Source organism: Mesorhizobium sp. M0659 (genome assembly GCF_040320605.1).
In the GTDB taxonomy this organism is placed as follows: domain Bacteria; phylum Pseudomonadota; class Alphaproteobacteria; order Rhizobiales; family Rhizobiaceae; genus Mesorhizobium.
The window spans coordinates 320,911-347,269 of record NZ_JAMYPY010000002.1; the positions used below are offsets into that span (position 1 = coordinate 320,911).

General features: G+C 60.6%; 19 protein-coding genes and 1 tRNA gene. 10 read left to right on the forward strand and 10 right to left on the reverse strand.

What is annotated here, in order from left to right:
- The first annotated feature begins 4 nt into the window (after positions 1-4).
- Positions 5-1,552: a class I adenylate-forming enzyme family protein gene (locus NKI31_RS04690; RefSeq protein WP_023703949.1), complete on the forward strand. Its 1,548-nt coding sequence runs from the start codon at positions 5-7 to the stop codon at positions 1,550-1,552.
- Positions 1,549-2,553: an NAD(+) synthase gene (gene nadE / locus NKI31_RS04695; RefSeq protein WP_352650622.1), complete on the forward strand. Its 1,005-nt coding sequence runs from the start codon at positions 1,549-1,551 to the stop codon at positions 2,551-2,553. The genes NKI31_RS04690 and nadE overlap by 4 nt, the downstream gene beginning before the upstream one ends.
- A 70-nt stretch (positions 2,554-2,623) precedes the next feature.
- On the opposite strand, the gene NKI31_RS04700 is transcribed toward nadE, so the two are convergent.
- From NKI31_RS04700 to NKI31_RS04720, 5 genes are all read right to left on the reverse strand, one after another.
- Entirely contained in the window at positions 2,624-3,739 is a 1,116-nt protein-coding gene (locus NKI31_RS04700) for a hypothetical protein (protein ID WP_023683445.1), read from the reverse strand.
- A complete protein-coding gene (locus NKI31_RS04705; RefSeq protein WP_023696869.1) occupies positions 3,736-4,464 on the reverse strand; it encodes a N5-glutamine methyltransferase family protein in 729 nt (242 codons plus the stop codon). Before NKI31_RS04705 ends, NKI31_RS04700 begins: the two co-directional genes overlap by 4 nt.
- A 169-nt stretch (positions 4,465-4,633) precedes the next feature.
- Positions 4,634-5,740, reverse strand: a complete 1,107-nt coding sequence (locus tag NKI31_RS04710) for a glycosyltransferase (protein WP_352650625.1) — start codon at positions 5,738-5,740, stop codon at positions 4,634-4,636.
- 1 nt (position 5,741) lies between these two features.
- On the reverse strand, positions 5,742-7,340 hold the full coding sequence (locus NKI31_RS04715; protein ID WP_031243977.1) for a GumC family protein: 1,599 nt from the start codon (positions 7,338-7,340) through the stop codon (positions 5,742-5,744).
- Positions 7,341-7,558: 218 nt separating this feature from the next.
- Positions 7,559-8,821, reverse strand: a complete 1,263-nt coding sequence (locus NKI31_RS04720; RefSeq protein WP_352650627.1) for a VpsF family polysaccharide biosynthesis protein — start codon at positions 8,819-8,821, stop codon at positions 7,559-7,561.
- A 331-nt stretch (positions 8,822-9,152) separates the two neighbouring features.
- On the opposite strand from NKI31_RS04720, the gene NKI31_RS04725 reads away from it, so the two are divergent.
- Positions 9,153-10,298 (forward strand): acyltransferase family protein, encoded by a 1,146-nt coding sequence (locus NKI31_RS04725; protein WP_352650736.1) that lies wholly within the window; start codon positions 9,153-9,155, stop codon positions 10,296-10,298.
- Positions 10,299-10,340: 42 nt separating this feature from the next.
- Here the strand turns inward: NKI31_RS04725 and NKI31_RS04730 are convergent, their stop codons facing one another.
- On the reverse strand, positions 10,341-11,636 hold the full coding sequence (locus NKI31_RS04730) for a glucosamine inositolphosphorylceramide transferase family protein (protein ID WP_352650629.1): 1,296 nt from the start codon (positions 11,634-11,636) through the stop codon (positions 10,341-10,343).
- 354 nt (positions 11,637-11,990) lie between these two features.
- Here NKI31_RS04730 and wecB point away from each other — a divergent pair, with 354 nt between their 5' ends.
- Genes wecB through NKI31_RS04745 form a run of 3 tightly spaced genes read left to right on the forward strand, consistent with a single transcriptional unit; the run spans position 11,991 to position 15,275 of the window.
- Positions 11,991-13,145 (forward strand): non-hydrolyzing UDP-N-acetylglucosamine 2-epimerase, encoded by a 1,155-nt coding sequence (gene wecB, locus NKI31_RS04735; protein WP_352650631.1) that lies wholly within the window; start codon positions 11,991-11,993, stop codon positions 13,143-13,145.
- The gene (gene wecC, locus NKI31_RS04740) at positions 13,138-14,475 is read left to right on the forward strand and encodes a UDP-N-acetyl-D-mannosamine dehydrogenase (protein ID WP_023820697.1); all 1,338 of its coding nucleotides are present in this window, start codon (positions 13,138-13,140) and stop codon (positions 14,473-14,475) included. Before wecB ends, wecC begins: the two co-directional genes overlap by 8 nt.
- Positions 14,472-15,275, forward strand: a complete 804-nt coding sequence (locus NKI31_RS04745) for a WecB/TagA/CpsF family glycosyltransferase (protein ID WP_023833544.1) — start codon at positions 14,472-14,474, stop codon at positions 15,273-15,275. The genes wecC and NKI31_RS04745 overlap by 4 nt, the downstream gene beginning before the upstream one ends.
- Before the next feature lie 40 nt (positions 15,276-15,315).
- Here NKI31_RS04745 and NKI31_RS04750 read toward each other — a convergent pair whose 3' ends face one another.
- Complete coding sequence (locus NKI31_RS04750; protein ID WP_352650634.1) at positions 15,316-16,755, reverse strand: lipopolysaccharide biosynthesis protein; 1,440 nt, start codon at positions 16,753-16,755, stop codon at positions 15,316-15,318.
- A gap of 168 nt (positions 16,756-16,923) precedes the next feature.
- Between NKI31_RS04750 and NKI31_RS04755 the strand changes: the two genes are divergently transcribed.
- Positions 16,924-18,042, forward strand: a complete 1,119-nt coding sequence (locus tag NKI31_RS04755) for a glycosyltransferase family 4 protein (protein ID WP_023671802.1) — start codon at positions 16,924-16,926, stop codon at positions 18,040-18,042.
- 18 nt (positions 18,043-18,060) lie between these two features.
- Here the strand turns inward: NKI31_RS04755 and asnB are convergent, their stop codons facing one another.
- Both asnB and NKI31_RS04765 read right to left on the reverse strand, forming a co-directional pair.
- Positions 18,061-19,950, reverse strand: coding sequence for an asparagine synthase (glutamine-hydrolyzing) (asnB, locus tag NKI31_RS04760; RefSeq protein ID WP_352544956.1), 1,890 nt, complete (start codon positions 19,948-19,950; stop codon positions 18,061-18,063).
- A gap of 223 nt (positions 19,951-20,173) precedes the next feature.
- Positions 20,174-21,415, reverse strand: a complete 1,242-nt coding sequence (locus NKI31_RS04765; protein WP_352461986.1) for a glycoside hydrolase family 5 protein — start codon at positions 21,413-21,415, stop codon at positions 20,174-20,176.
- Between the two features lie 115 nt (positions 21,416-21,530).
- On the opposite strand from NKI31_RS04765, the gene NKI31_RS04770 reads away from it, so the two are divergent.
- The 3 genes from NKI31_RS04770 (at position 21,531) to NKI31_RS04780 (ending at position 25,785) form a co-directional block, all read left to right on the forward strand.
- Positions 21,531-23,438, forward strand: a complete 1,908-nt coding sequence (locus tag NKI31_RS04770; protein WP_352650637.1) for a heparinase II/III family protein — start codon at positions 21,531-21,533, stop codon at positions 23,436-23,438.
- A 203-nt stretch (positions 23,439-23,641) separates the two neighbouring features.
- Positions 23,642-24,634 (forward strand): sterol desaturase family protein, encoded by a 993-nt coding sequence (locus tag NKI31_RS04775; protein WP_023691685.1) that lies wholly within the window; start codon positions 23,642-23,644, stop codon positions 24,632-24,634.
- A complete protein-coding gene (locus NKI31_RS04780) occupies positions 24,631-25,785 on the forward strand; it encodes a GNAT family N-acetyltransferase (RefSeq protein ID WP_023820701.1) in 1,155 nt (384 codons plus the stop codon). Before NKI31_RS04775 ends, NKI31_RS04780 begins: the two co-directional genes overlap by 4 nt.
- 292 nt (positions 25,786-26,077) lie before the next feature.
- Here the strand turns inward: NKI31_RS04780 and NKI31_RS04785 are convergent.
- A tRNA-Met gene (locus NKI31_RS04785) sits at positions 26,078-26,154 on the reverse strand.
- Between the last annotated feature and the right edge of the window lie 205 nt (positions 26,155-26,359).

A 26,359-nucleotide genomic window follows, 5' to 3' on the forward strand; every position in this document is an offset into this window, starting at 1 on the left:
TTCCGTGCGGATCGAGCATTTTCTGGTGGCGAAGGCTGCTGCCCACCCGGCCAAGACGGCATTGGTCACTAGGGGCAAAAAGCTGAGCTACGAAGAACTTGACGACCTTTCGAGCCGGCTGGCCACCGCTCTCTTCATGAATGGGATCAGGCGCGACGACCGCGTCCTGGTCTTCATGGACAATTGCTGGGAGGCCGCCGTATCGATCTTTGCCGCACTCAAGGCAGGTGCGACCTTCAGTCCGATCAACCCCTCCACAAAGGTCGACAAGCTCGGTTACATCATCGCCGATTGCGACGCCAGGGCGGTCCTGACGCAGGCGAAGCTGATGCCCGTGGTCACCGAAGCCTGCGCATCGCAAGGCAAGACCGGCATCTTCGTGGCTTCCACTCCTGGGGCCGATGGGCAATGCCCGGCAGGGGCCGCGTCCCTGACTGACTGCCTGACGTTCGATGGCGCGGAGGTAGACCATCGCGGCATCGACGTCGACCTTGCGATGCTGATCTACACGTCAGGTTCGACCGGCCGGCCCAAGGGTGTGATGATGACGCATCGCAATTGCGACGCTGCCGCGGGGTCGATCGCCACCTATCTGCGCAACGCGCCGGACGACATCATCCTGAACGTCCTCCCGCTTGCCTTCGACTATGGCCTCTACCAGTTGCTGATGGCAGTCAGGCTCGGGGCCACGCTGGTGCTCGAGAAGTCCTTCGCCTTCCCGCACGAGATCTTCGAACGCATCCGCAAAGAGGGCGTCACCGGCCTTCCGCTGGTGCCTACCATGGCGGCGATGATCCTGCAGATGCGTGATCTGGCGCCGGGTTTCCTGCCCAGCCTCCGCTATATTTCCAACACCGCGGCCGCCTTGCCGCCAGCCCACATAGAACGCCTGCGCTCGTTGCTGCCCGGCGTCCGGATCTATTCGATGTATGGGCTGACCGAATGCAAGCGCTGCACCTATTTGCCACCCGAGGAACTTGACCGCCGGCCAGGGTCGGTCGGCATAGCCATCCCCAACACGGAAGCCTTTGTCGTCGACGACCTTGGACAACGCGTGCCGGCGGGCGTGGCAGGTGAGCTAGTCATCCGCGGTCCGCACGTGATGCAGGGCTATTGGCGCAACAAGGCCGCGACGGAACGAGCGCTCCGGCCGGGGCCTAACCCTTGGGAAAAGGTGCTCTATACGGGCGACCTGTTCCAGACCGACGAGGACGGCTTTCTCTATTTTGTCGGGCGTAAGGACGACATCATCAAGACGCGTGGCGAGAAGGTCGCCCCCAAGGAAGTGGAGGCCGTGCTCCACGCCCATCCAGGTATCGCGGAAGCGGTGGTCGTCGGCGTGCCGGATCCGGTGCTGGGGCATGCGATTGGCGCGCTCGTCGTGCGGTCCGATCCGGCGCTTGGCGGAAAGGACATCATTCGTCACTGCGCGCGCCACCTGGAGGATTTCATGGTCCCCAAAATCATAGAGTTCCGCAGCGAATTACCGAAGACGGAGTCGGGCAAGGTCAGCCGCCGGCTCGCGGCTGAGATGATGGAGGCCGAGCAATGAACATCGGCTCAACCCAGGATGCGCCGGCCTTCACGCAAGCCCTGGTCATCGATCCCGCCGCCGAAACGGACAGGATCGTGGCGGCCCTGCGCGAGCAGTTGCGCGGCATTCGCAAGCGCGGCCTCGTGCTCGGTCTTTCGGGCGGTATAGATTCCAGCGTTTCGGCTGCATTGGCCGCGCGGGCCGTCGGCCACCAGAATGTGCTGTGCGTCCTCATGCCGGAAAGCGATTCCGACCCCGAAAGCCTGCGACTCGGCCATCTGGTCGCCGACACTTTCGGCGTCGAGGCCGTTGTGGAGGATATCGGGCCGACCCTGCGGGCAATGGGCTGCTATGAACGCCGCGACGCCTTCATCCGCGAAATGGTCCCGGACTATGGCAAGGGCTGGGCCTCGAAGATCGTGATCGCGAACGTGCTCGAAGGCGAGGGCTACAACATCTCGTCGCTGGTGGTGCAGGACCCGCAAGGCAAGCAGACGAAACTGCGGATGCCGGTGGCAATCTATCTCGGCATCGTTGCCGCCACCAACATGAAGCAGCGCACCCGCAAGCAGCTCGAATATTATCATGCCGACCGGCTGAACTTCGCCGTGCTCGGCACACCGAACCGGCTGGAATACGACCAGGGGTTCTTCGTCAAGAACGGCGACGGCGCCGCCGACGTCAAGCCGATCGCGCATCTCTACAAGACGCAGGTCTATGCGCTAGCCGCCTATCTCGGCATTCCGGAAGAGGTCCGCAACCGGCCGCCGACCACCGACACCTACTCGCTGGCGCAGACGCAGGAAGAATTCTACTTCTCCCTGCCTTACGATCGGATGGATCTGTGTCTCTACGGCCTCAACAACGGCGTGTCCGCCGAGGTGGTAGGGCAAGCGGCGGGATTGGCCGCCTCACAGATCGAACGTGTCTGGGCCGACATCGCCGCCAAGCGAAAGGCGACGCGCTATCTGCACCTGCGCCCGCAGCTCGTTGGCGGCGTGGACGAAGTCGGCTCCTGACCTGATGCATTATGCCATTCCGGACGGAAAACCGCGCACCCTTTCCTGGAATTGCTCTAGGCGGAACGCTTCAGGTGAAGCGGCCGCCGATCAACTGGCTCCACTGCTCGCCCGCAAGCCCGTTCAGAAAGACCTGCGCGTTCTTCATGGCATCGAGAAGCTCGGGATCGCGTGAATGCACGACGGTCGAGGCGACCGGTATGAAGGCTATGCGTCTTACAAGCATGGCGTCCAGAAGCGCGGGCTGGACGCGGCCGCGCAAGCCGGAGACACCGCGCCGGGCGGCATGCTCGACCAGGCAATCGATCACCGGCCCGGCCTGGCCGGGAAGAGCGAGGACCTGCAGCACGCGGCCGATCCCGTCCGGTCGAGCGTAGTAGGCGAAAGCGCCGACATTGGCGCCGTTCGGCGATGCCACCGACACGCAGACAAGCTCTCCGAAATCCGGCTTTTGCGCCGCATCGCCCAGAATATGGTCGAGCTGACCTTCCGCCCACTGCGGACGTAGCGGAAACTGGGCGCAAAGCGGCTCCAGCAGCCCCGCAAAGCTGCCGCTGTCGATCTCGGAGGTCCGAAATGCCCCCCGGCTCGATGCGTTGGCGACGACGCCGGTCCAGCGTCGTTGACCGCCCTCCATTTTGCGAAGGTAGAGCCGGTCGACCATCCGGGCGAGCGGGTTCAACATCCAGGCAAGCTTCATGTGACTGGCAAAAAGGCTGAGCACGAAGGTCGCCGGCCGCATCACGCGAACCCAGTCAAGGCTGTATTGCGGCAGCACAACGCCGCGAAGCCGCGTCCACAGTTTCACGGACGTATCATTGGCGGTTTCGCTGAAGGAGATGTCCTGCGGACCATCGAGGAAGGCCTTCAACAGGCGGGCACCGGCCATCGGATCGGTCTCGTGATCCTCGACCATCAGCGAGCTGCAGATGGCAGCGTAGAGCTGCCGGCCGTTGAATTTCATCGGCAGCGCATGAACGCCGACGAAGCCGGAAACCTGGCCGGCGTCATTGACATGGACAAGCGAACGGAGCCCGCTGCCCCAGTCGGGTGCGTCCAGATAAAACCGCCTCATGTAATCGACGAGGGAGGCCGGCGCTGGCCCCCGCTTCTTGCGCAGCATGCGTTGAAACATGCCCGCGACGGCCGCAAGGTCGGCCTGATCGAGGGCGCGGACGACGCTCACGCCGGGCTCCCTGTTCCGGGAACCCGGCCACCATGTTTGCGCGCCATGGCGACACGGGGCTGGCCGTCGGCCGTCACGGCAAAGGTTGGGGTTTCGTAGGATTTCGTTCTCGATAAAAGGGTTGCTATCTGCCGATCCTGACCTTCGCCGAACTCAAACAGCAGCCATCCGCCTGGCTTGAGGAAAGCTGCGGCATCCCGGACCAGCCTTTGGAGGATCGAAATACCGTAAGGGCCGCCGTCGAAAGCTTCCCGAGGTTCGTTCTCCAACAGATGCGCGCTTTCGCTATCGAGACGGGACGACGAAATATAGGGCGGGTTGCACAAAACCATGTCGGCAGCGCCGTGGAGGCCGTCACCCTCGATCGCGGCAAATAGGTCGCCTTGCCGGACCTTGATCCTGTCCTGCAGGGCGAGGCGCACAACATTGCGGCGGGCAAGCGAAACCGTGCTGTCGGTCAGGTCCGCCGCCCATGCCCGAGCCCGAGGACATTCGCTGACGATGCCCACGGCAAGATTGCCGCTGCCGCAGCACATGTCGATCAGGATCGTTTCGTGCGCCTGTTCGCCAAGAATGGCCGCGGCCGTCCGGCCAAGCAGTTCCGTTTCGGCTCGCGGCACCAGGACGTCAGGCGCGAGTTCCAGCTCAACCCGCATGAAGCGGTGCAATCGCGGCCAATTGCGATCGTTTGCACGGCCGGCAGGAAGGCTGTGATGCTGCGGCAAGGAAAATCCCTATCCTGAGGATAAAACGCGGGTTCCCTGTTGTTACCAACTCCGGGTAAATTGATGTTAAAGATCATGATTGGATTGGGAGTAACCGGCCTATGTTGGCGGCGTCCTGTCCCATCAATGGCGGATTCCTGTGCCGCCGCAAGCCGATCCATGCGCTAATTCAGAGCAACGCCTCGTACCGGTCTCCGATCTTTTCAATTTCGAAATCCGCCGCCCTGCTTTTCAGGATCGCGGCGGTTGTCGGCTGGTCGAGCATTCCGGCCATCGCCACTGCCAGGGCCGCGGCATCGCCGACCGGCACCAGGGCGCCGAAGCGGCCGTCATCAAGTATTTCGCGCGGGCCGTGCGGCGCGTCCGTGGAGACCACCGGAATCCCCGCTGCCATGGCCTCGACCAGAACATTGCCGAAGCCCTCGCTGGTCGATGATAGGACGAACAAGTCAGCTACGGCGTAGCAGGCCGCCGGATCATTGACATAGCCCGCAAACAGAACGTCTGCGCCGATACCGGATTCTTTGGCATAGGCGCGCAACTCGTCGGCCAGCGGACCCTCGCCGAAGATGACAAGCCGGGCCCGGCGGCCGGCGCGCAGCACAGCGAAGGCCCGCAGCAACGTCCAATGATCCTTAACGGGCACCAGGCGTCCGGCGGTGATGATGATGGGGCCGTCGCCCATCGCCGCGAGCTCTGCCTGCCAGGCGTAGGAGCGTTGCTGGGATGCCGCAGCCGGCGGCAGCGGGTTGTTGATGACCACGACCTTGGATTTCGGGAAGCCTCGGGCCACAAGATCGCCGCCGACACCCTCAGAAACCGCGATGGCCCTGGTGGCGCGGGCCGCAACCAGGGCCGAAAGCCAGACCGCCATTTTCGCGCCAAGGCTGCCGGAAGGCAGTGAGGCGGCGGCGTGGAAACTCGGGAAGAACCGCGCCCTGCTTCGCGCGAGGGAAAGCGCCAGCGCCACGACCAGATTGGCGAATTCCGGGGCGCTGTAGATCGCGTCGGGAGAAAGGCGGCCAAGCAGGCCCGCGCTTCGCACGATGCCTTTCAATGTCGCCCACTTGCCATAACCCTCGCCGCGAATGGGGAGGCCGAAATCGACCAGATGCACGGCAGGCGAAAGCAGGGCGGCATTGGGCCCCTGCGCGTTCCAGGTAAAAAGCGTGACGTTGTGGCCGCGCGATGCCAGCTCGTTCGCTATCAGGACGAACACACGCTCGGCGCCGCCGCCCCTGAGGCTGGCAATGTGAAAGACAATCCGCTTCGCCATTTCAGGCGCGGCTGGCAATGACATCCGGGCGGTTCGGCGGAAGCCGCATGTCGCGCACGATACCCAGGGTAATGGCGAGCAACATGCCGAGGATCATGCCGCCAATGGCCCCCAGGCCGATCATCACGACGGTGCGCGGGGGCCATGAACGGCCCTTTGGCGGCACTGCGGTGGAAATCACCTGCACATTGGTGCTGTCGATCTGTTCGCGCTCGGTTATCTGGCGTGCCCGCGACAGGAAGCTCTCATAGATAGCCGTCTTCGACGCGGCGTCACGTTCAAGCTCACGCAAGGCGACCTCGGAATCGCTATCCGAGAACACGTTGCCCTTCAAGTCATTCATCTTGGCATTGAGGGAGGCCGACGAGGTTTTGGCGGCATCGAGATTGACCTTCGCCAGGCGCAGGGTGCGCGCGTATTCGGCGCTGAGTTGCGCGCTGACCGTGTTGTACTCCGTCTTCAGCCTGACGATCGACGGATGACGGGGGCCAAAGGTCATCGACTGCGAATCGATCTGCTGGCGCAGGCCGTTGGCCGTTGCGCGCAGCGCCACAAGCGCCTCCGACGTGGCGGGACCGGAATTGGTGCCGTTTGCGCCGGCGGCAAGCAGGGCGTCGTAACTTGCCTGCGCGGCGATGACGCGCGATTGCGTCTCCACGATCTGGCCGTTGAGCTGGGTCATGGTTTGCGAGGAAACAAGCTGCCCATTGCTGGTGGCCAGATTGTGGCTGCGCCTATAGGCTTCGACCTTCTCTTCGGCCGCCTGCACATCGCTCTTGAGCTGGCCCAGCCGCCCGTCCAGCGCCGCCGCGGCACGGCTGGCGCCGGAAGCCTCGGCGCTGGCCAGCTCTTCCTGGAAAGTCTTGACGATATCCTGCGAAATCAGGATCGCCTTGGCGGGGGTTTCCGCCGATACCATCAAGGTCGTGACAAACGACTTTTCATCCGCGATGCTGCTAACCCGTTCCGCCAGGTTCTTCAGGGCGGTAAGCTTTGGATCGGGTTTGGCGCCGTCCGTCCCTGTGCGGCTACGGTCCGCGTCGAAGAACTCCGGGTCACTGGCCAGGTCAAGATCGTCTACAACACGTGAAAGCACGCTGCCCGAGGTCAAGATGCGCTCTTTGCTGCGCGCGCTGAGCAGCTGTCCATCGACCTGGGCCGATTGCGGGTAAAGATCATTCGGAACAACCTGAAGATTGGCGGGATTGATGAGGATGTCCGTGGTCACGGTGTAGCGCTGCTTGCTCAGCAGAGCGTAGGCACCGCCGATGATCCCGCCGGCGATTGCCAGCAGGCATACCAGAGCGAGGCCGGCGCGCAGCCAGACAAACAGACGCCCGAAATCGAGTTCGAGAAAGGTTCCGATCTTGTTGAGCGTCACCGTCGTGACGGGCTCGGCTACAGGCGGCGCCACGGGTGCAGGCGACACAGGGGCCGACGTTACAGGGGCCGACGTTACAGCGGGTGCCGCCGCATGTGCCATGATCGGCGCGGTTTGTTGCGGCTTTGGCCTGCTGGCGCGCCGCGCATTTTCGATCCGTTCATAGGGGCTAATGCCGGCGGCGGCCGCGGCTGGAGGAGGACCGGAAGCGGCGGACATCATGCTAACCCTTTAATATTCAATACGCACAGCCTGCTTTACGGAAACATCGTTAACATTTCATTTTCCAGGCGTGTCAGGCGCGTTCCGGAACAGCGATCTATCCACCCTTGGTCGGTATTCTGCCACGCCCGTTGTAGCCTGGCAAAGCGTGCAGGCGTTTCAAATGGAAATACAAGAGGTCGTCGCGAGGGCACCCGCAAGGAGCGGGCTTGGCGTCATGTCGCTGTTGATGCTGGTTGGCCTTGAAGGGGCGTGCCGGTTTGGCGCCCATCCGGCTTTCGATAAGCGAGCAACAAGATGACGAGCAGCATGATATCCGGCGCCTTCGAAGAAAGGGCATTGTTTGACAATGCCGCGAGAATGGACGCGGCCGCTGCGATATGGGCGGCCCGAGGCGTATTGCGCAGGAGCTTGAAAAGGAACCGGAAGAAAGCAAACGCGAAGAGCAGGGCGATCGGCAGGCCGAACAAAAGCGTAAGAACGACCGGCGTGCTTTCGATGAAGGGGAGGTTGAGCTTTTCGTTGACGATCTTCAACAACTCGTTGGGATTCATGCCAAGCAGGATGTCCCTCCATTCAACGAACTTGAATACATCGTAGATCTTGACGCGCGCGTCGTAATTTTGATCAAAGAGCGTGTTGCTGAAGCGGTTCAGCAGCCCCGCCGAAAAGAGTATCACAATCAGTATGGCGCCACCGGCCAGCGTCAGCATCAGCACCAGGAGTTTGGCCTGGCGTTGATGTCTGGGTGACAAGTCCGGCCAAGGCAGGAACACGAGCAGGAACAGGATCTCGCCGCAAGCGAGCAGCAGGGCGGTGCGCGCGCCCGAAGCGGCCGTGCCGATGAAGAGAATGAAGATGCAAAGCGCGCACACCCAGATACGCCACCGCGTCAGTGCAACGAAACCTATGGCGGTGGTGCAAAGCGCGCCCAGCGCCAGCGGATGGGCCGACAGTCCGATCGGCCGAAAGTCCAGCTCAACGAGGGGATAGGGCAGGAATCGATGCTGGGTGACGGCCTCGATCGTTCCGATGATGGCGCTGAGGACGATCATGCCGACGATGACATTGCCAAGCGCCCTGCGCACATGGTCACCCAAGGCAAGCATGATCATCGCCGCGGCACAAGAGACCAGATAGGAATCGATTATGAAGCCGGCCGAGCCGGCACGGCCTATCACGAAGAGATAAGGCACCAGCCACATCAGCAGCAGCGAATATAACAATGTCGCCTTGAACAGCCTGACTTCATCGCCTTCGAGCCGAATTGGCCGGGTCGTGGCGATGACGACAAGCAGCAGAAAGATGGCATAGGTCCCGATATGCAGCTTTTCGGGAAACGACCCCCCCTCCGTCGAATAGGACATCACCATATTCATCAATTGCGGAGAGATGGTCGAGCGGAGCAGGAAAGCGAAGGCCGCGAGGAGAAAGAACAGGAGTGTGAGGGCGTCTTGGCGGCTGGCCTGCGCGGTCACGAACTGTTGCTCTGTGGGGGTGACACTCACGATTATCTGACCAGCGTTGCGGCTTGCGATTGAGATGGCAGGGGACGAACGCACCCCCGGGTACATTTTCCTGCACGAACGTAAAGGAATATGGATAACCCGATCTTAACAGTGGCGATGCCGGGCATGGGCCGCCACATGTCAGCTTTGCCGAAAAGCCGGACACCGCTCATTGAAATCTCACCAAAGTGCGCCGAGAGGGAACGAATTCACGCAATGCACTTGCGCGACATGCATCGGCAGCCGGATCTACGCTATTTCGTGAACTCGGTAACCCACACTTAATTGGCCGGTCGTATTGATGGCGATGCTTTGCACGGCGCCCGACGCGCTGCCTGTGGACATGGCATCAGGCGCCGGCAAAGCGCAGGAGATCAAGGTGAAGAAATTCTATTCGATTCAGTATCTTCGCGCCTGCGCCGCCTTGCTGGTTCTGTTCGCACACGCCTTTTCCTATCAGATTGGCGTGGACAATCTGATTATCGTGACGGCGGGCCGCCTGGGCGTCGTTCTGTTCTTTGTCATCAGCGGTTTCATAATGGTCCATATTACGGGAGATGGTCCGTTTTCCGCTGCCACCTTCCTGAAACGCCGAGCAATCCGGATCATCCCCCTTTACTGGCTTTTCACCAGCCTCGCCGCGGTTCTGGCGGCGCTCGCGCCAAGTCTCTTCCAGAAGACTGTCTTTACATGGCCCCACTATGTTCAGTCGCTCCTCTTCATTGTTCACGAAGCGCCTGGACGGGATAGCGCCAGTCCAATCCTCTCACTCGGCTGGACGCTCAATTACGAGGTATTTTTCTATATCGCTTTTGCGGTGTTCGCATTCCTGTCCGTGACCTCGCGCGTATTTGTGCTGACGGTCTTTTTCATTGCGATGTGGATAGCCGGGCTGTGGCTGGGTCCCACCAACCCTGTTATCCAGTTCTATCTCAACCCTTCTCCGGTGGCATTCGTCATCGGCATGTGGATAGGGCGGCGCTATTTGGACGGTGATTTCACTTCCGACATACGCCATGCCTGGATATTCGGCGTAATGACCGCTGCAGGCGTGGTGCTTTCATTCGTCGATGACGGTACGCCGCTCTTGGGTCAGATCAGCTTCGCGGGACAAGCAATGTGGGCGGCGGGCCTGCTTCATCTCAGCCTCATTCTGGAGCCGAAACTCAAGCACTGGAGCCTTCTCGAGCAGTTGGGCGACGCTTCCTACGCGCTTTATCTGTCGCATATCTTCGTGATCGGCGCTGTGGCGTACCTGGCCAGACGCACCGTCGGATACGAGCATCCGACAACGGTATTGTTGGTGTCGGTGGTCAGCATCGTGGCAGCCTGCCTCGTCAGTCTGGTGATTTACGAGATGATCGAGAAGCCGATTCTTCAGACCCTGAACGGCAGAAGGAAGACGAGAAACACACCGCTTCCTCATATTGCCACGGAGAACAAATAAGCAGGCCACGCAACGGGACGCTCACGGCTTTCAGCGCTTCAGTCAGCCCGCGCTGTCCACGACCTCGACATTGCCGGCGCGGTTAAGCGTATGAATGCCCGTGCGTGCCCATGCCGGACCCGCGCCGATCGGCCGGGGCGAGGCAAAACGGACATCGGACGCGTCGAGTCGCTCAAGCCGCATCAGCCCCAGACCACCGCCATAGGCCCTCGATCCGTTCTGCACCGGCAGCACCAGGGCATCGTCGTGGCGGATAAAGGCGCCGCCCGGCCGGGTGGCCGAATGATCGACGGCAATGGGATTGAGCGGATGGGCGACCCATGGCCCGCGCAGCGAGGGTGCGCAATAGACCGCCATCGTGTCCGACGCGCTGCCGCAGCCGAACCGCTCCGTTCCAACCAGCCAGAAGCGACCGTCGGATTCGAGCAGAGTCGCGTCGTTGAAATCCCTGTCCGTCATCAGCACCGTGTCGCGGACCCAGCGGTCGGGGAACTGCGCGGCGCGATAGAGCACAAGTTCGCGAGCCGAACCACTTTCGGGGATCATGAAAATCTCGCCATCGTGTGCGAACACCTGCGGATACGACAGGTGGTGCGCTTCCTCCAATACAACCCTTGGAACACCGAAAGTGCCATCGTCACCGAGCTCGGCGACGGAAATCACGCCGCGACTCGTCGCGTAGGGAAATTCCTCGACAAACAGATGATGGCGGCGGTCGACCTCGAAGACGAACGGGTCGGCATAGAAGCGTTGGCCATCGTCCGGCAGGACTGTGAACGGTTTGCCGTCGAGTTGCCCGGTTTCGGCGATGCCTGGTCCGTCGATCACCCGATAGGCAACCTGCCAATAGAAGGGGCGTCGTCCCCGCCTGATTTTTTGCACGGCGCGATCGATCAAGGCCCTGCCGAAAAAGGGCACATAGTGTCGAACAAAACTGTCGTTCTTCAGGATCGGCACCGGGTTGTCGCTTACCGGCACAAGCTTGCCCGCAAAGAAGCGGGCGACGGTTTGCATGATCAGCGACATGGCACCGGCGAGCAGGTCGTTGCAGCTTCGAGATAGCCAGAGCCTGTCTGCCAGCATCGGTCTAGCCTGGGCTACGACAACGCCATCGAGGCGAGCGCCAAGTTCAGGCAATTGTCCGCTCGCCAACATTGCGGCAACGCCGGCTGGAAAGCTGTTGCGGCCGCAAAATTCGAGCCTCAGGACTGGCGCGCCTTGCCCCGTTGCGCTGGCAGTGAGATCTATGACGAGGTTCGGAGGGCCGCGATCGATGGGCGGCAGCGGCTCGGACCGGCCCGCCAGCGAGGGACCGAAACGCCGGCTCTCGATCGCCAAGACAGTGTCCAGCCCCCGAGCGGTTGGCGCCGCCGCCGGCGCGTTGCAACTCGAGACCACGTAACCTGCCGCATCCAACCGCTTAAAAAGCTCATTTTCCCAGCGCCGGGATGCGACGGCGTGGCCGATGATTAAAATATTAGTCAACCCAAGTTATTCTCGTTAAAGCAAAAAATGGCTTTGCTCTGGTATCTTTCCCCACAGTTCCTGGCAAGGGTTGCCCAAGGGGGGCTGCGGACTCTAGCGTTAATCATACGTTAATTTTTTTGAATACGAAGGCGGTTCAGGGCGCTATTGTTAGGCTGAAAGCACATGTCAGCCGGGCGCCCACGCTTTCGGTGACCAGGGTCAACCATGAACGCCGTTTCACATCCGAACTTGCCCTCAAGGCGAAAACTGCTGATCGTGTTCGGCACGAGGCCGGAGGCGCTCAAATGTTTTCCGGTGGCGCGCGCCGCGCTCGCCCATCCACGCTTTACCACGGAAATATGTGTGACGGGCCAGCATCGCGAGATGGTCGATCAGGTCATTGAACTGACGGGCCTGCCGGTGCACTACGATCTTAACATCATGCAACCAGGTCAGACGTTGTTCGACGTGACCTCGCGCGTGCTCCTCGGAATGGCGGCGGTGCTGGAGAAGGCGAAGCCGGACATCGTCATCGTCCAGGGCGACACAACCACCGCGATGACCGCGGCTCTAGCTGCCTTCTACAAGCGGATTCCGGTTGCCCATATCGAGGCGGGATTGCGCAGCCACAACATCAACTCTCCCTTTCCGGAGGAACTGAACCGCAAGATTGCCGGCAACATCGCCACCTGGCATTTTGCGCCGACCACCGAGGCGCGCGACAATCTCATCGCCGAAGGAAAGGCTGCGAACACAATCTTCGTAACCGGCAATACCGTGATCGACACGCTGCTGCATTTCTCCAGCGAGATCGATGCCGACAAGCTGATGAACGCCAAGCTCGCCGCTCGTTTCCCCTTCATCGATCCGACCAAGAAAATGATCCTCGTCACCGGTCATCGCCGTGAGAATTTCGATGGCGGCATCCAGAGGATCTGCACCGCGCTGAAGGCATTGTCGGCGCGCAGGGATGTGCAGATCATCTACCCGGTCCATCCCAACCCGAATGTGCGCTCCGTGGTCGACGCCGAAATCGGGACGGTGCCGAACATCCACCTGATCGACCCGCAGGACTATTTGCCGTTCCTGTACCTACAGAAACAGAGCTACCTGGTGTTGACCGACAGCGGCGGCGTGCAGGAAGAGGCGCCTTCACTCGGCAAGCCGGTGCTGGTGATGCGGGAAAACACGGAGCGACCCGAAGGGATCGCCGCTGGTACTGCCCGGCTGGTCGGTACCGATATCGAAAAAATTCTGGCCAATGCCAATAGCCTGCTCGATGATGAGAGCGTCTATCGCGGCATGGCGGAGAGGCACAACCCATACGGCGATGGCCAAGCTGCGACCCGGATCGTTGAGGAATTGCTGAATCATGGCTGAAATCAAAACCGTTTCCGTTATCGGCATGGGCTATATCGGCCTGCCGACCTGCGCCATTTTTGCCAGCCGCGGACTCGAAGTCATCGGTGTCGATATCAATGAGGCGGTGGTCGCGAAGGTCAACCGCGGCGAAATCCACATCATCGAACCGGACCTGGATGGTTTGATCCAGAAAGTCGTCGCCAATGGCAAGCTCAAGGCATTCAGCACGCCTCAGCCGGCCGATGCCTATATTATTGCCGTTCCAACTCCGATCACCCCGGACCGCAAGCCGGATGTCAGCTACGTGCTTGCGGCAGCGCGAAGCATCGCTCCGGTGCTAAAACGGGACGACCTGGTGGTGCTGGAATCAACATCGCCGGTCGGCACGACGCGCGTCATGACAGCGCTGCTCGCGGAACTGCGACCCGATCTCAAATTTCCCGTTGCGCATGGCGAGGAAGCTGACGTCCTGGTCGCCTACTCTCCCGAGCGCGTGCTGCCGGGAAAGGTGCTGACCGAGCTGATCAACAATGATCGCTCGATCGGCGGACTGTCCCGAAAGTCTTCGGAGCGGACAGCGGCACTCTATTCAAGCTTCGTCGCCGGCGACCTGTTCATAACCCAGGCCGAAAGCGCGGAACTGGTTAAGCTGACCGAAAATGCGTTCCGCGATGTCAATATCGCCTTCGCCAATGAGCTTGCGGCGGTGTGCCAGGATCTATCGCTCAATGTCTGGGAGGTAATCGATCTCGCCAACCGGCATCCTCGCGTGAACATCCTGCAGCCGAGCCCGGGCGTGGGCGGCCACTGCATTGCGATCGATCCGTATTTTATCATCGACGCCGCACCGAACAATACGCGGCTGATCAGTTCGGCGCGGCGTATCAATTCCGAGCGACCCTTGTCGGTGGTCAGGGACATCGAGGCATTGCTCGACCCGACCCGCAAGCAGACGATCGCCTGTCTTGGCCTCAGCTTCAAACCCAACATCGACGATATGCGCGAGAGCCCGGCGGTCGAGGTTGTTAAGCTTCTGTCCAAGATTCCCAATATCAAGATCGTCGCTGCCGAGCCCAATGCGCGTCAGTTGCCACACGAGCTCGAGGGCAGCGGCGTCATGTTCACCGATGCACTTTCCGCTATTGACCAATCCGATATCGTCGTCCTGCTGGTCGACCATCGACAATTCAATCTGATCGATCCCGAAGCGCTCAAGGACAAGAAGCTCGTCGACACACGGGGCCTGTGGACCTGGCGCAAGGCGCGCAAGCCCGACGCCCGCATCGAAGGCAAGAAATCCGAAATGGAACGCTCGCAGTCTCTCGCTCGCACCGGAGAAGCGGCATGAACTCGCATGACCCGGCATGGGCGCAACACTCTCTATTGGCATCGCGCCGCCGCGAGTTTCTCGGTGCGACCATCCATGCGCTGACCATGGCCGAGACGCTGGCCATCGCAGACGAGGCGATGGCGACGCGGCGGCCGCTTCATCATGTTGTCGTGAACGTCGCCAAGCTTGTGAACATGCGCAAGAATGCTGAACTGCGCGAGGATGTCGTCGGGGCGGATATGGTCAATGTCGATGGCAAAGGCGTGCTTTGGGGCGCGCGGCTCTGCGGCGTCGAGTTGCCCGAGCGTGTGACCGGCGTCGACGTCATGATCAACCTGCTGGCGCTGTGCGCCAAGCGTGGCTATCGCCCCTACCTTCTGGGCGCTGAACAGCACATTCTCGACGCAGTTGAAAGCCGACTTGCCAGAGATCATCCGAGCCTGGCCATTGCCGGCCGGCGCAATGGGTATTTCAAGGCGGAGGAAGAGGCCGCGATCGTCGAGGCCATCAACGCTTCAGGTGCCGACTGTCTGTTTGTGGCGATGCCGACGCCGAGCAAGGAGCGCTTTCTCAAGCGCTATCGCGACGTACTCGCTCCGAGTTTCGTCATGGGCGTGGGCGGCAGCTTCGACGTCTATGGTGGAAAGGTCGCCAGGGCACCGAGACTGGTTCAGGCGGCGGGCCTGGAGTGGCTGTTTCGCGTGGCGCAGGAGCCGCGACGATTGTGGCGCCGCTACTACGATACCAACACCGCCTATGCACTGCTGCTGTGGCGTGAGTTCTGGTCTCGCCGGGGACGCCGAAACGTCAATCCGTAGGCTCGCGACTTTCAGACAAGCATGCCTCATAGCGCGGGATTTATGCGATCCGGAGCCGTGCCCTTAGCTTGCCGATGAACTGCGTCACGGCCGCGGGGTGAAACAACCAGGTCAGTCCCAGGAAAGCCGCAGCGCCGGCGACACCGCCCGCCGCGAGCGGAAAGATCGCCGGCATATTGCCCAGCCCAGTGCTGGCAAAGCTGGCGGCCAGTCCGGTGCAGATAGAAATGATGACCGAGACAGCGATGTCGCGCCAGGGAACCGGCACCGGCGTGAGCCTCTCGGCGATGACGATGCAGGCTGCAAGACCTGCCAGCGATCCGCCCGCCAACGCCAACGCCGCGCCAACCTCCGCCATGGTGGGAATCAATAGAAAAGACAGTGAAATCGTTGCCACCGAGCCGAAGGAATTGGCGATGATCAGCAACCACGGCCGCTTATGTGCGTGCACCACGACGCCATAAACGAAGCTTGTGAGATTGGCACAAAGAACGCTGAAGGCGATGATCGGGAACAGCAGGCCGAAGCGACCATGATATTCCGCGGGCAGCAGGAGTCGCGTGATGTCGCCGCTGAGCGCGATAAGCATTGCTGCGACCGGCAGGCAAAGGCGTATCATCAAGGCCATGAGTTGCGACAACAACCGCCCGGACGCCTCGGATCCCTCTTCGTCGAAGCGGCTGACCACTTCTGGAAATGCGCCCATGTTGATTGCGTTGGCGACCATATCGATCGGCTGCCGAGCCAATGCGTAGGCGGCTGCGAAGACGGCCACCGCGCCGGCATCGTAGTAGAGCTTGAGGAAGACGCGTTCAGCGCTGTTGAGACCGAAACCGACCAGCGCCATGATGACCAGGGGCACGCCGAGGGCAAAAAACTCCTTGTGGGTGAAGCGCGGCGGGCCGCCAATAACGCGCCCGGATGCCACCACGCACGCCACGATGCCGGCAATCAGCACGGCGAGGCTCGAGCCGAGCGATACCGTCAGAAACGAGCGTTGGAAGATAAGGATGGCGGCGATCGGCAAGGCGAGTTGCAGCAGGCCGCGCAGATATTCAAGCATCGAATAGAGGGAATGACGCTGCTGCATTTGCAGCACCGTCAACGCGAACCGGCTGATGGAGCCGGCAATCAGATAGCTGCAGACGGCGATTGCAAATTCGATCCAGCGCTCCGGCACGATCACCGCCGAGGCGATCACGGATATGATCAGGGCCAGCACCGTGGTGACAAGCAATACCTGTCCGGCAAGCATCAGGCTGCCACGGCTGACGTCGCCTTTTCCGCCAAGCCGCAACAAGGCAATGCGCAGCCAGTTGGTAACGGCAACATCCGTCATTTCGCCCACGGTGACCACCAGGGTCAGCAGGCCATACTCCGTCTGGTCGATCAGCCGCGTCATGACGACCAGCAGGAGCAGAGCGGAAACCCGCGTCAGCAGAATAGCTGGGCCATAGATGAGTGTGGAACGGAGCAGCAAAGGGTTGTTCCCGGAAAATTTGCCGTCGATTAATCGTTGACCGACGGGAATTCCAGCATGATGACGGCAAAGGGTGAACGGATACAGTTTGAACCAAAAGATTTGTCGTAAACCTTTTTTGGAACGTTTGCTTTAGGGTCACCCGGCATCCGCAATCCAAATGGTGTCATGTTGCAGCGTCTCGCCCACAATAGAAAAATACATGTCTTGGTCGCAACGCCCTCGGGCGTTTCGGGACAAGGCGGCATCGACCGGATCATGGGGGCGCTGAAGCAGGAGTTCGAACGGCAAGAGATCGCCGACATCGATCTGCGCTTTCTTTCCAGCCGTGGCCCGGGACATGTCGGGCTTTCGATCTTCTACATGCTTGGTTTTTGCGCGCGGATGCTTGCGGCCCGCCTCGACAGACGCGCCGACGTCATTCACATCAATATATCGGTCTCCGGCAGCACCTATCGCAAGATGATGATCGCCGCCTGCGCCAGGCTGTTGTCGATACCATATGTCCTTCATCTGCATGGGGCGCAGTATCAGACATTCTGGAAAGATGATCATAGTTTCATGAGCCGCCGTATCAGGGCTCTGTTCGAGCATGCCGGCCGGGTGATTGTCCTGGGGGGGCTTTGGCGCGATTTCGTCGCCAGCCGGGCACCGGCGAACGGCGGCAATATTGTCATCGTTCCCAACGCCACGGCAGTTCCTTCCCTGGCGCATGTCGGCGGAGGCGATCACGTGCACATCCTGTTCCTCGGCCGCATCGGCGAGCGAAAGGGCGTGCCGCAGTTGGGCGAGGCGCTGGAGCGGATGAAACATCTCAGGGGTTGGCGTGCCACGATCGCCGGCGATGGTGAGGTCGAGCCGGCACGAGCGAGGTCGGTCGCTCTAGGGATTGCCGACCGTATTGCTTTTCCGGGCTGGGTGGGACCTGACGAGGTCGCATCACTGATCGCTTCGGCCGATATTCTGGTGCTCCCCTCGTTCGCCGAAAATCTGCCAATGTCGGTGATCGAAGGCATGGCGGCCGGCCTGGCTGTCGTGGCCACCCCGGTTGGCGCGGTCGAGGACATCATCACCCACGAACAATCCGGTCTGTTGGTGCCGCCCGGCGATGTGGCGGCGTTGACCGAGGCGTTAACTCGGCTGGTCGAGGATACGGCGCTGCGCGCGCGGCTTGGCGCCGCCGCCATGGCGGTGCACCGGGAAAGGCTTGAGCTTGCACCGTTTGTCGACGCGATCTGCGATGTCTGGAGATCGGTCGCGTCCGAGGCGCGATCGGTCAAGCGCTGACGCTGTCCTTCATTGTCGTCACTGCGGCGGGCCAAGCGCGAATTCGCGGTGGAATATCTCCAGGTTCAAAAGCGCCCATATCAGTTTTTCGTGGTCCGCGGCGCGCTCGGCGTGCTCCGTGACAATCTGGTCCAGCTTCTTGGCGCCCAAATAGCTACGGATGACCGAATGGGACGAACACAGATGGTCTCGTACATAATCGCTCATCGACCCGCGGAACCATTCGGCGACGGGCACCTTGAAGCCGATCTTTGGCCGGTTGAGGGCCTCGTCGGGAACCATGCCGGCCATGCAGTCGCGCAGGATCTGTTTGCTGCCCAGGAGACCGAGCCTGTAACGATCGGGCAGCTGGCTGACGAAGGAAACCAGATCGCGATCAAGGAATGGCATTCGCCCCTCGATTGAACCGGCCATCATCATCCGGTCGCCCCGTTCCAAGAGGTTGTCGGGCAACCACGATGTCTGATCAAAAAACAACACACGGCGCAGATGGGATTCCGTCACACTCGAAGAGAACGGGAAATCGTTGCGGTCATGGCCGCAAGTGGCCAACCCACCGAGGAGCGAATCGCGTTCCCGCGCCGTCATGGCTCCAAACCAGGAGATCATCCGGGTTGCAAAGTCCCGTTCACCCGCGCTTCGGGCAAATATGTCGAACTTGGCCGATGCGCCGGGCAATGCGCGCATCAAAGGGGCGAGGAGATTGTTGTGAAGCGACGCTGGAACAAGTGACCGGTAGACACCCGCCAGAGACTCTGCGCGATGTTTGGGGTAGCCGCCGAGAATCTCGTCCGCCCCTTCGCCCGTAAGCACCATCTTGACGTCCCGCGAGGCTCGAACCGACATCAGGTAAATTGGAATGTCCGTACTTTGTGAAACAGGTGCCCCCCGATGGCGGACCATCTTGGGCAGATGATTCATCAGGTCATCCGCCTGGATGACGATTTCGCAATGATCGGTCTTGAAATGATCGGCGACGCGCCGGGCGAATGGAAGCTCGCTGTAAGCCTGTTCGCTGAAACCGACCGAAAACGTACGAATCGGGTTGTCGCTGTGCCTGGTCATCAGGGCAACGATTGCCGACGAGTCGAGCCCCCCGGACAGAAAGGCGCCAAACGGCGCATCACTGCGCATCCTGATCTCGACAGAACGGTCGAGCAATTCCAGAAATCGTCGCTCGGCGGTTCCTGGATCGATATCCGCTGTCAGATCGGTCTGATCCGGGGGCGCATAATAGCGCGTTTCCGTTACTTCCCCTTGCGACCACACAGCGTAGCTTCCCGGGTTGAGCTTGCGGATCTGTTTAAAAAGCGTCCGCGGTCCAGGCACGTAACGCCAGGTCAGATACTCGCGCACTCCATCCAGATCGAGCTGCTGGCCATCTGGCTGCGCAGACAACAACGCGCTGATCTCCGAGGCAAACGACAGCAAATTTCTGCCTTGCATGAGGTAAAGGGGTTTTTTTCCAAAGGGGTCGCGAGCGAGGATCAATTCGCGCCGTTGAGCGTCCCACAGCGCAAAAGCGAACATCCCGCTCAATCGGTCGAACATGGCCAGGCGCCACTGGTCATAAGCCCTGAGCAGCACTTCCGTGTCGGAGCGTGTGCGAAAACGGTGGCCGAGACCGATCAACTCCTCACGCAACTCGATGTAGTTGTATATTTCGCCGTTGAAAATAATCCGGAGCCGTCCGTCCTCGGTCTGCATCGGCTGATTTGAATCGGCGTTTAAGTCAATAATCGCCAGGCGGCGATGCACCAATGCCAACTGGTCCTCGCCTGTGTTCAGGTCCAGGAGTTCGATGCCTTCGGCATCGGGACCACGATGCTGCAAGGCATTCGACATCCCGGCGGCCCGATCTTGTGGCTTCTCGACCCTGCGCCCAATCCAGCCGGCAATTCCGCACATTCTTTCCCTTGGCCCTCTTTCCCTTGTTTGCGTATGATCGAGGACACCAATCTACAGCGAATATATTTAAATAGCTGCTCGGTGGAGTGATTTTAAAACTGAGCCTGATTTGGTTCGATCAGGCCCTCTCGGCTGCAACTGGAGACGACAGTCCTTGGGTTTCACGCGATTGATCGCCAGCAACCAGGCAGACCGCTCGAACCGATCCTGACCCGATGACGAGTTATGGCAGGCCCAGTGCCCGCAACATCTCCCGGTCCGGGATCGCAGGCCCCTTGGGTTGGATAACACTCATTCCGTAAGGATTGGAGAATTCCCAGGCCGACCACGGCATCGCGAAGCGTTCCGCCTCTCTGCGCACTGCCATGAGATAGCGCAGGCGATCAGCATCGAAAGCTCCCATGCGGCCATCCGCAGACATCAGGATAACGCCGAATTCGCCCACGAACAGGCGTCTGCTCGCTATGCCATGGGCTTCAGCCCAGTCGACCGCCTGACGGAAACCCGCTTCGAGCTGGCTCTGCCCCCAATTCTGCTCAAAGTATCGGGCGATCGTTTCACGCGCCGAGGCCATGTTCATCACCTCTTCGATCTGGCTCAAGCCGGCGGCGTCCATCTGCGCCTTGAGGGTTTCGGCGACCACTTCGGGCGTGCTGGCGTCGGCAGGCCAGGGAAGGCCGGAGGAGAAAGCGTTCTTGTCATCGGCCCGCTGGTGCGTGAAGCTGTGCGGATCATACATGTGGAAGCTGTAATAGACGTTGGGGTCGTCGAAGTTGGGGTCCAGGTTGACCAGTCCGGCGATGCTCCCGCCGCAGGCGCCGGTCGCGACGATGGTGAGTTCGCTGCTGACGGCGCGAATATCGCGAACCGTGCCTGCCATGATCCGCTGCCAGTCATCGCTGCCGCTTGAATCGCAAGGGTAGTAGGCGGGCTCGTTATAGGGCTCGAGGGCGACCTTGTCGGCACCAATTTTGATCAGCATGGCAGCCACCGCCACTACCATTTTGCGATAGCGGGCAACACCCTCGCTGTCGGCCCCGCCATAGATCATTTCCATGCTGTAGGCCGGAACCTGGCTGACGCCATGCAGATCGAAAACCACCTTGAGCCCGCTTGAAACGACCCGCTGCACCGCAGCGGCAAGCATGTCCAGCGCCTGTTGTCGTTTGGCGCCCTCGCTGGCAAGCAGAGGGCCAGGGTCGACACTCAGCCGGACAAAGTCGAAGCCCATGGATCGAATGCGATCAAACTGGTCGCCGTCCGGCCAATCGGTGAGCGGCCTGCCGCCCGCAAGCCATTCCTTCTCGCTGCGATAGGGCGGCCATTTGTAGGAACCATCTTTCTCCACCGGCGACCAGTTGAGCCATTCATGGACGCCGACGCCGCGCTCAAGCGGGATCGGCGCCGCCTCGGCTGACAAAGCCATGCCAAGCGCGCACGCTATGACGTAGACAACTTTTCTCATCGCAAAACTCCGCGTCATGGCCGAAGATATTAACCGCGGGAACGGAAAAGAGGATGCCGCCACACGCTTTTTCGACGGGATGGTGTATGAGGATCAAAATCTTGGCGGAGCGCGGATGAGGGTCGGGTGGTATTTCAACCGATTGCGCAGCATGGAGTTGGCCGAGATATTGCATCGGTTGGACGAGCAGCGCCGGAGGACCGTTTCGCGCCGCCGCGACAACGGCTGGCAGCGCTATGCGTCGCCGCAGTTGCACCCGGTGCTGCACGGATTGCGGAATGCTGTGCCGGCCGCTGCGACACCAGCCCAGCGGCAAGCTATCCAGGCGGCTGCGCAAAACACTCTTCGGGGCCAGTTTTCAGCACTTGGCCAGACCTGGCCACAGCGAGACCCCTATACTCTCTTTCCACCCGAGCTCTGGCGCCTTGATCCGGTGACCGGCCGGCTTTGGCCAGGCCCCAAGACCCATACTTTCGATATCGATTTTCGCCATGCCACCGGCCGTGGCGATGTAAAATATGTCTGGGAAATCAACCGGCTGCAGCAACTGCCGCCACTGGCTGCCCATCTGCTTCTCACCGGCGATGATCAATCCCGTGCGGCCATCGAGGCGGCGATCGAGAGCTGGCATTTCGCCAACCCACCATTTCAGGGCGTTGGCTGGGCCTCGGGCATCGAGGTCGCGCTACGAGCCATCAGCCTGATTGTCACGCTCGACCTCGTCGGCGACCGGCTTGGCGCGGCGACGCGAGAAAAAGTCGGTGAAATACTGGCGGCAAGCGCCTATTGGCTGCCGCGGTTTCCCTCCCGTTTTTCGTCCGCCAACAACCATCTCGTCGCGGAATTGGCTGGCGAATATTTGATCGGTCTGGCTTTCGGGGCCGAGGTGGCTCGCGAGTCGCTCCTGGCTGAGGTGCTCAAACAGATCCTGGCCGATGGCGCCGGGGCCGAGCAGACCCCGACCTACGCCGCCTTCAGTGCCGAACTTTTCCTGCTGTGCGCTGCGGCGGCGCGCCAGGCCGGACTGCCTTTTCCCCAGCCCGTCGAAGCGCGTTTGGCCGCTTTCGCCAATTTCGCAGGCTGGCTCCCGCCGAAAACCAGCGGCTTCGGCGACAATGATGAAGGCCGCGTGATCACGCTGGGGGGCGAAACCGATTATGTCGGATCGGTCGCGGCCGCCATCCGTGGTTTTCTACGGATGCCGGGCAGCGCACCGGAGCCCGGCGATTTTCGTGCGCTTTTCTTCGGCGCGCCACCGCGGCCGGCGCCGGTGCCGGATGGATTGCATACGTTCACGCAAGGCGGGCTCTCCGTCTGGCGCGGCGAGATGAATGGTCGCAACGTCCATCTGACATACGACCACGGCCCGCTGGGCTACCTTTCGATAGCGGCGCACGGTCATGCCGACGCGCTGTCGCTCACCCTGTGCATTGACGGCGATCCGGTGCTGGTCGACCCCGGCACATGGCTCTATGGTTCGGGGGGAGGCTGGCGCGACTGGTTCCGCTCGACGCCGGCGCACAACACGCTGAACCTAGAGGGTAAAAGCCAAAGCATCATCTCCGGGGCGTTCAACTGGTCGCACAAGGCGGTTGCGACATTGGTGGAGAGCGAGCCGGGGCCGCACTGGAGGCTGTGTGCCCGACATGACGGGTACAAAGGCCGCTTCGGCGTTGTGCATCAACGCGCCGTGACACGCGATGGCGACGGCATCCTCGTGACCGACCAACTGCTCGGCGGCAGCCGCGTCGCTGAGATCGTCTTCCAACTCGCCGCCGACCTCCACGCCAACAGGGATGGAAACATTGTCACGGTATTGCGCGGCGCTGAACCTTTGATGACTATCCACTTTCCAGACGCAGCGATCCACATCCGTTCCGGCGGCGACACACCGGGCCAGGGCGGCTGGGTTTCGCCGCGTTTTGGTGCAAGGCAGCCAGCCGAACGCCTCGCATGGCGTGGCCAAGTAGGCGAAAAGGGAGTAGTCATCCGGCTCGCGCCAAGTCCGCCGCAGACCCGATAACGGGCAGGTTGCAGGCGCAGCGTTCGACATTAATTACGTTCAGATATTTAGCGGTTTTGACACCGTTGATCTGCTAATTTGGCCATGATTGTTCTGCCAGTCGCATCCCGATACACAGTTGCGGGCAGCATATGATGGGCCTGGCAATATGTGCTTCGCGACGAGCCGGATCACCATTTCACCACCTAGGAGCCACTGCATCGATGTTTTCGGAATTCGCCAGAGTGATCGTGGAAAAACTCTCACACATCAATCTGCTGACACTCGGTCTCCTGTTGCTCACGGCGCTGGGGAGCGCGGTGGTCGCCTACTGGCGAACGGTCGAACAGAAATCCTTCCGGGACTTTTTCGACTTCGCCTTTCCCGCGGAAGTCATCATGCACCCATCGGCGCGAGCGGACGCATTGTTCTGGATCACGAAAAGGCTGGTGATGCCCTTCCTGCTCATTCCCGCCGGTGTCACCTTCGTTGCCGCCACGGGATATGCAACAAACCAGGCAGTCGGCTGGCTCTTCAGCATCTCGCAACCGCTGATACCCGGCCCCGCCGGCCCAGTGACGATCATCCTCTTCACCGCAACCATGCTCGTTGCTTACGATATCTCCTACTACCTATATCACGTTGCCCAGCACCGTTTTCCGTTCCTGTGGGAATTGCACAAGGTGCATCATTCGGCCGAAGTGATGGTTGGGATCACCAAGGACCGGGTTCACCCCCTGGACGATCTGATGAACCGGATCTGGGACGGCGTCATACCGGGGATCAGTTTCGGCTTGTGGAGCCTGATTGCGCTTAATCCGGTCGAGATCGCCATATTTGGCATCAACGTCTATGTCATTCGCAACATTCTCATGATGGACTTTGTTCGCCACACGCATCTGAAGATTTCCTTCGGCCGGTTGAACGGCGTCATCTTGTGTCCGCACTGGCACCAGGTGCATCACAGCGTCGACCCTCGCCACTACGACAAGAATTTCGGGCTGCTTTTTTCATTCTGGGATCGCATATTCGGAACGCAGTTCATCCCGGATCCGGACGAAGACCTCAAGTTTGGACTGATAGATCGCGACGTACGCGACTATCAGTCGCTTTTTGGACTTTACGTGCTGCCGCTCAAGAAAATGGCAAACCATATCGTGCGACTGTTTCAAAAGCGCATCGATGTCGCGCGGCCGCAGGACCGTCTCCAACCATGAACAAAATGGCTTCGATTGACGCTGTTGGTGCGGAGCGACTGGAAATCGTCAGTTCGACGGATCGCCTGGCCGCCATCGAAGCCGAATGGGTAGACCTATGGCATCGTACCGATGCACTGATCTTTCAGAGCCATGCCTGGGTTTCGGCATGGTGGAGCACCGTGCGTGACCGCGCCCGGCGCTCGCTGCGGATCGGCCTGGTATGGAGCGATGACAGGCTGGTCGCTGTCATTCCCCTGGCGATCGGCAGACGAAAAGGACTTCGGCTCCTCGAATGGGCCGCCAATAGCTATACGGACTATGGTGATATTCTTGTCGCGCCGGAATGCTCCCTATCGGCCCTCCAGGACCTCTGGAACCGGATCTGTTCGGCGGGTGGCTTCGATCTTGCTTTTATCAATCGTCTGTCGCCGGATGCGGGAGCCCGCAGGATTTTTACACCGGGCTCTTCCAGCGGCGTCAAGCTTCGCGCCAATCACCGGGAGGAAGTCAGTTATCGCGTCGCTGGACAGTGGGCCAGCGGAGCAGCGTGGCTGGCGGACCAGCCGAAAAAGATGCGCCAGAACTATCGGCGCGGCATCAAGATACTGGAGGAAACAGGCGAAGCGAAATTCCGCCTCCTGTCGGCCGACGAGCCGCTGCAGCCATTGCTGGAGCGACTGTCGGCGCTGAAGCGCAGATGGCTGGAAAAGCACACGCGTGAATCCGACCTTTTCGAAGAGGGCGAGCCGGTTCTTGCCGCCCTGGTGGACGCGCTGTCACGCGCCGGTGTGCTGCGCATTTTCGTACTTGAATGCAATGGTGCGATGGTCGCGGTTTCCATCAACATCGTCCAGCACAACGTCATGATGGCATTCGTTACGACCTACGACCCTGATTTTAGCCGAGCGTCGCCGGGTGCGGTCCTGATTACGGAGTATATACAGTGGTCGTTTGATCACGGCTTGGGATTGGTCGATTTCCTCTGTGGCGGAGAGGCCTTCAAACATAGGTTTGCAACACAGGCCGTTACCCTCCAATCCGTTCTTGGGGCACGCACTGTGCAGGGCGCGCTCGCTTCTCTCGCTGATCGTATCTGTCAGACGATCCGCGTACGCACACGCGGATTGGCGTCGGCGAATCCAGAGCGCCCGCCCGATGAGACTGCTTAATTTAGCTGGATAACTCGGGCAGAAGCCGCCGAGCGACACGGGCGCGCCATTCGAAAATCCGCGTCGATTGCGCCTCGGAATCGAGACCGAATGGGTCCGCAGGTCGAGATTTCAGCCAATTCTCGAAATCAAGTCTCTCGAGGCGCAGTTTGTTGTCTGCGAAGCGTCGCAACACGTTCGTTGGCGTCACAATGGCAGCAGGCTAGGTCCTAAAATCATTGAAGATTTTTTCGGACAGGGCGCCTACCATAGGTCCGCGTCTTTGCTATGATTTCAATAGCTTAAGGTAGGCTGGTAGCGGGAGAGGGACTTGAACCCCCGACCCCAGGATTATGATTCCCGTGCTCTAACCAACTGAGCTACCCCGCCAGGGCGGCGAAAGGCCCGAAATCGCCTTAAATCGAAAGGCATTTCGAGGCGTTCGCCAAGGTCGCGCGGATATAAGGTTGGGAGGGCGAGCCTGTCAAGCATCGATGCGCGAGGGGCGCCGGCATATTGTCGCCGGTAAAAGCTTTGCCGGGCTGGCATCTCCGGTAAGCCACCGGGGTTGAGTTCGACGGGGCACGCCGCTATG

Excerpts from the sequence above, each read along its gene's own strand:
- NKI31_RS04755 (WP_023671802.1), top strand. The coding sequence starts at position 16,924 with ATGTTGCAGCGTCTCGCCCACAATAGAAAAATACATGTCTTGGTCGCA.
- wecC (WP_023820697.1), top strand. The coding sequence starts at position 13,138 with ATGGCTGAAATCAAAACCGTTTCCGTTATCGGCATGGGCTATATCGGC.
- wecB (WP_352650631.1), top strand. The coding sequence starts at position 11,991 with ATGAACGCCGTTTCACATCCGAACTTGCCCTCAAGGCGAAAACTGCTG.
- NKI31_RS04780 (WP_023820701.1), top strand. The coding sequence starts at position 24,631 with ATGAACAAAATGGCTTCGATTGACGCTGTTGGTGCGGAGCGACTGGAA.
- NKI31_RS04710 (WP_352650625.1), bottom strand. The coding sequence starts at position 5,740 with ATGGCGAAGCGGATTGTCTTTCACATTGCCAGCCTCAGGGGCGGCGGC.
- NKI31_RS04765 (WP_352461986.1), bottom strand. The coding sequence starts at position 21,415 with ATGAGAAAAGTTGTCTACGTCATAGCGTGCGCGCTTGGCATGGCTTTG.
- nadE (WP_352650622.1), top strand. The coding sequence starts at position 1,549 with ATGAACATCGGCTCAACCCAGGATGCGCCGGCCTTCACGCAAGCCCTG.
- NKI31_RS04770 (WP_352650637.1), top strand. The coding sequence starts at position 21,531 with ATGAGGGTCGGGTGGTATTTCAACCGATTGCGCAGCATGGAGTTGGCC.
- NKI31_RS04725 (WP_352650736.1), top strand. The coding sequence starts at position 9,153 with ATGGCGATGCTTTGCACGGCGCCCGACGCGCTGCCTGTGGACATGGCA.
- NKI31_RS04715 (WP_031243977.1), bottom strand. The coding sequence starts at position 7,340 with ATGTCCGCCGCTTCCGGTCCTCCTCCAGCCGCGGCCGCCGCCGGCATT.
- NKI31_RS04745 (WP_023833544.1), top strand. The coding sequence starts at position 14,472 with ATGAACTCGCATGACCCGGCATGGGCGCAACACTCTCTATTGGCATCG.
- asnB (WP_352544956.1), bottom strand. The coding sequence starts at position 19,950 with ATGTGCGGAATTGCCGGCTGGATTGGGCGCAGGGTCGAGAAGCCACAA.
- NKI31_RS04775 (WP_023691685.1), top strand. The coding sequence starts at position 23,642 with ATGTTTTCGGAATTCGCCAGAGTGATCGTGGAAAAACTCTCACACATC.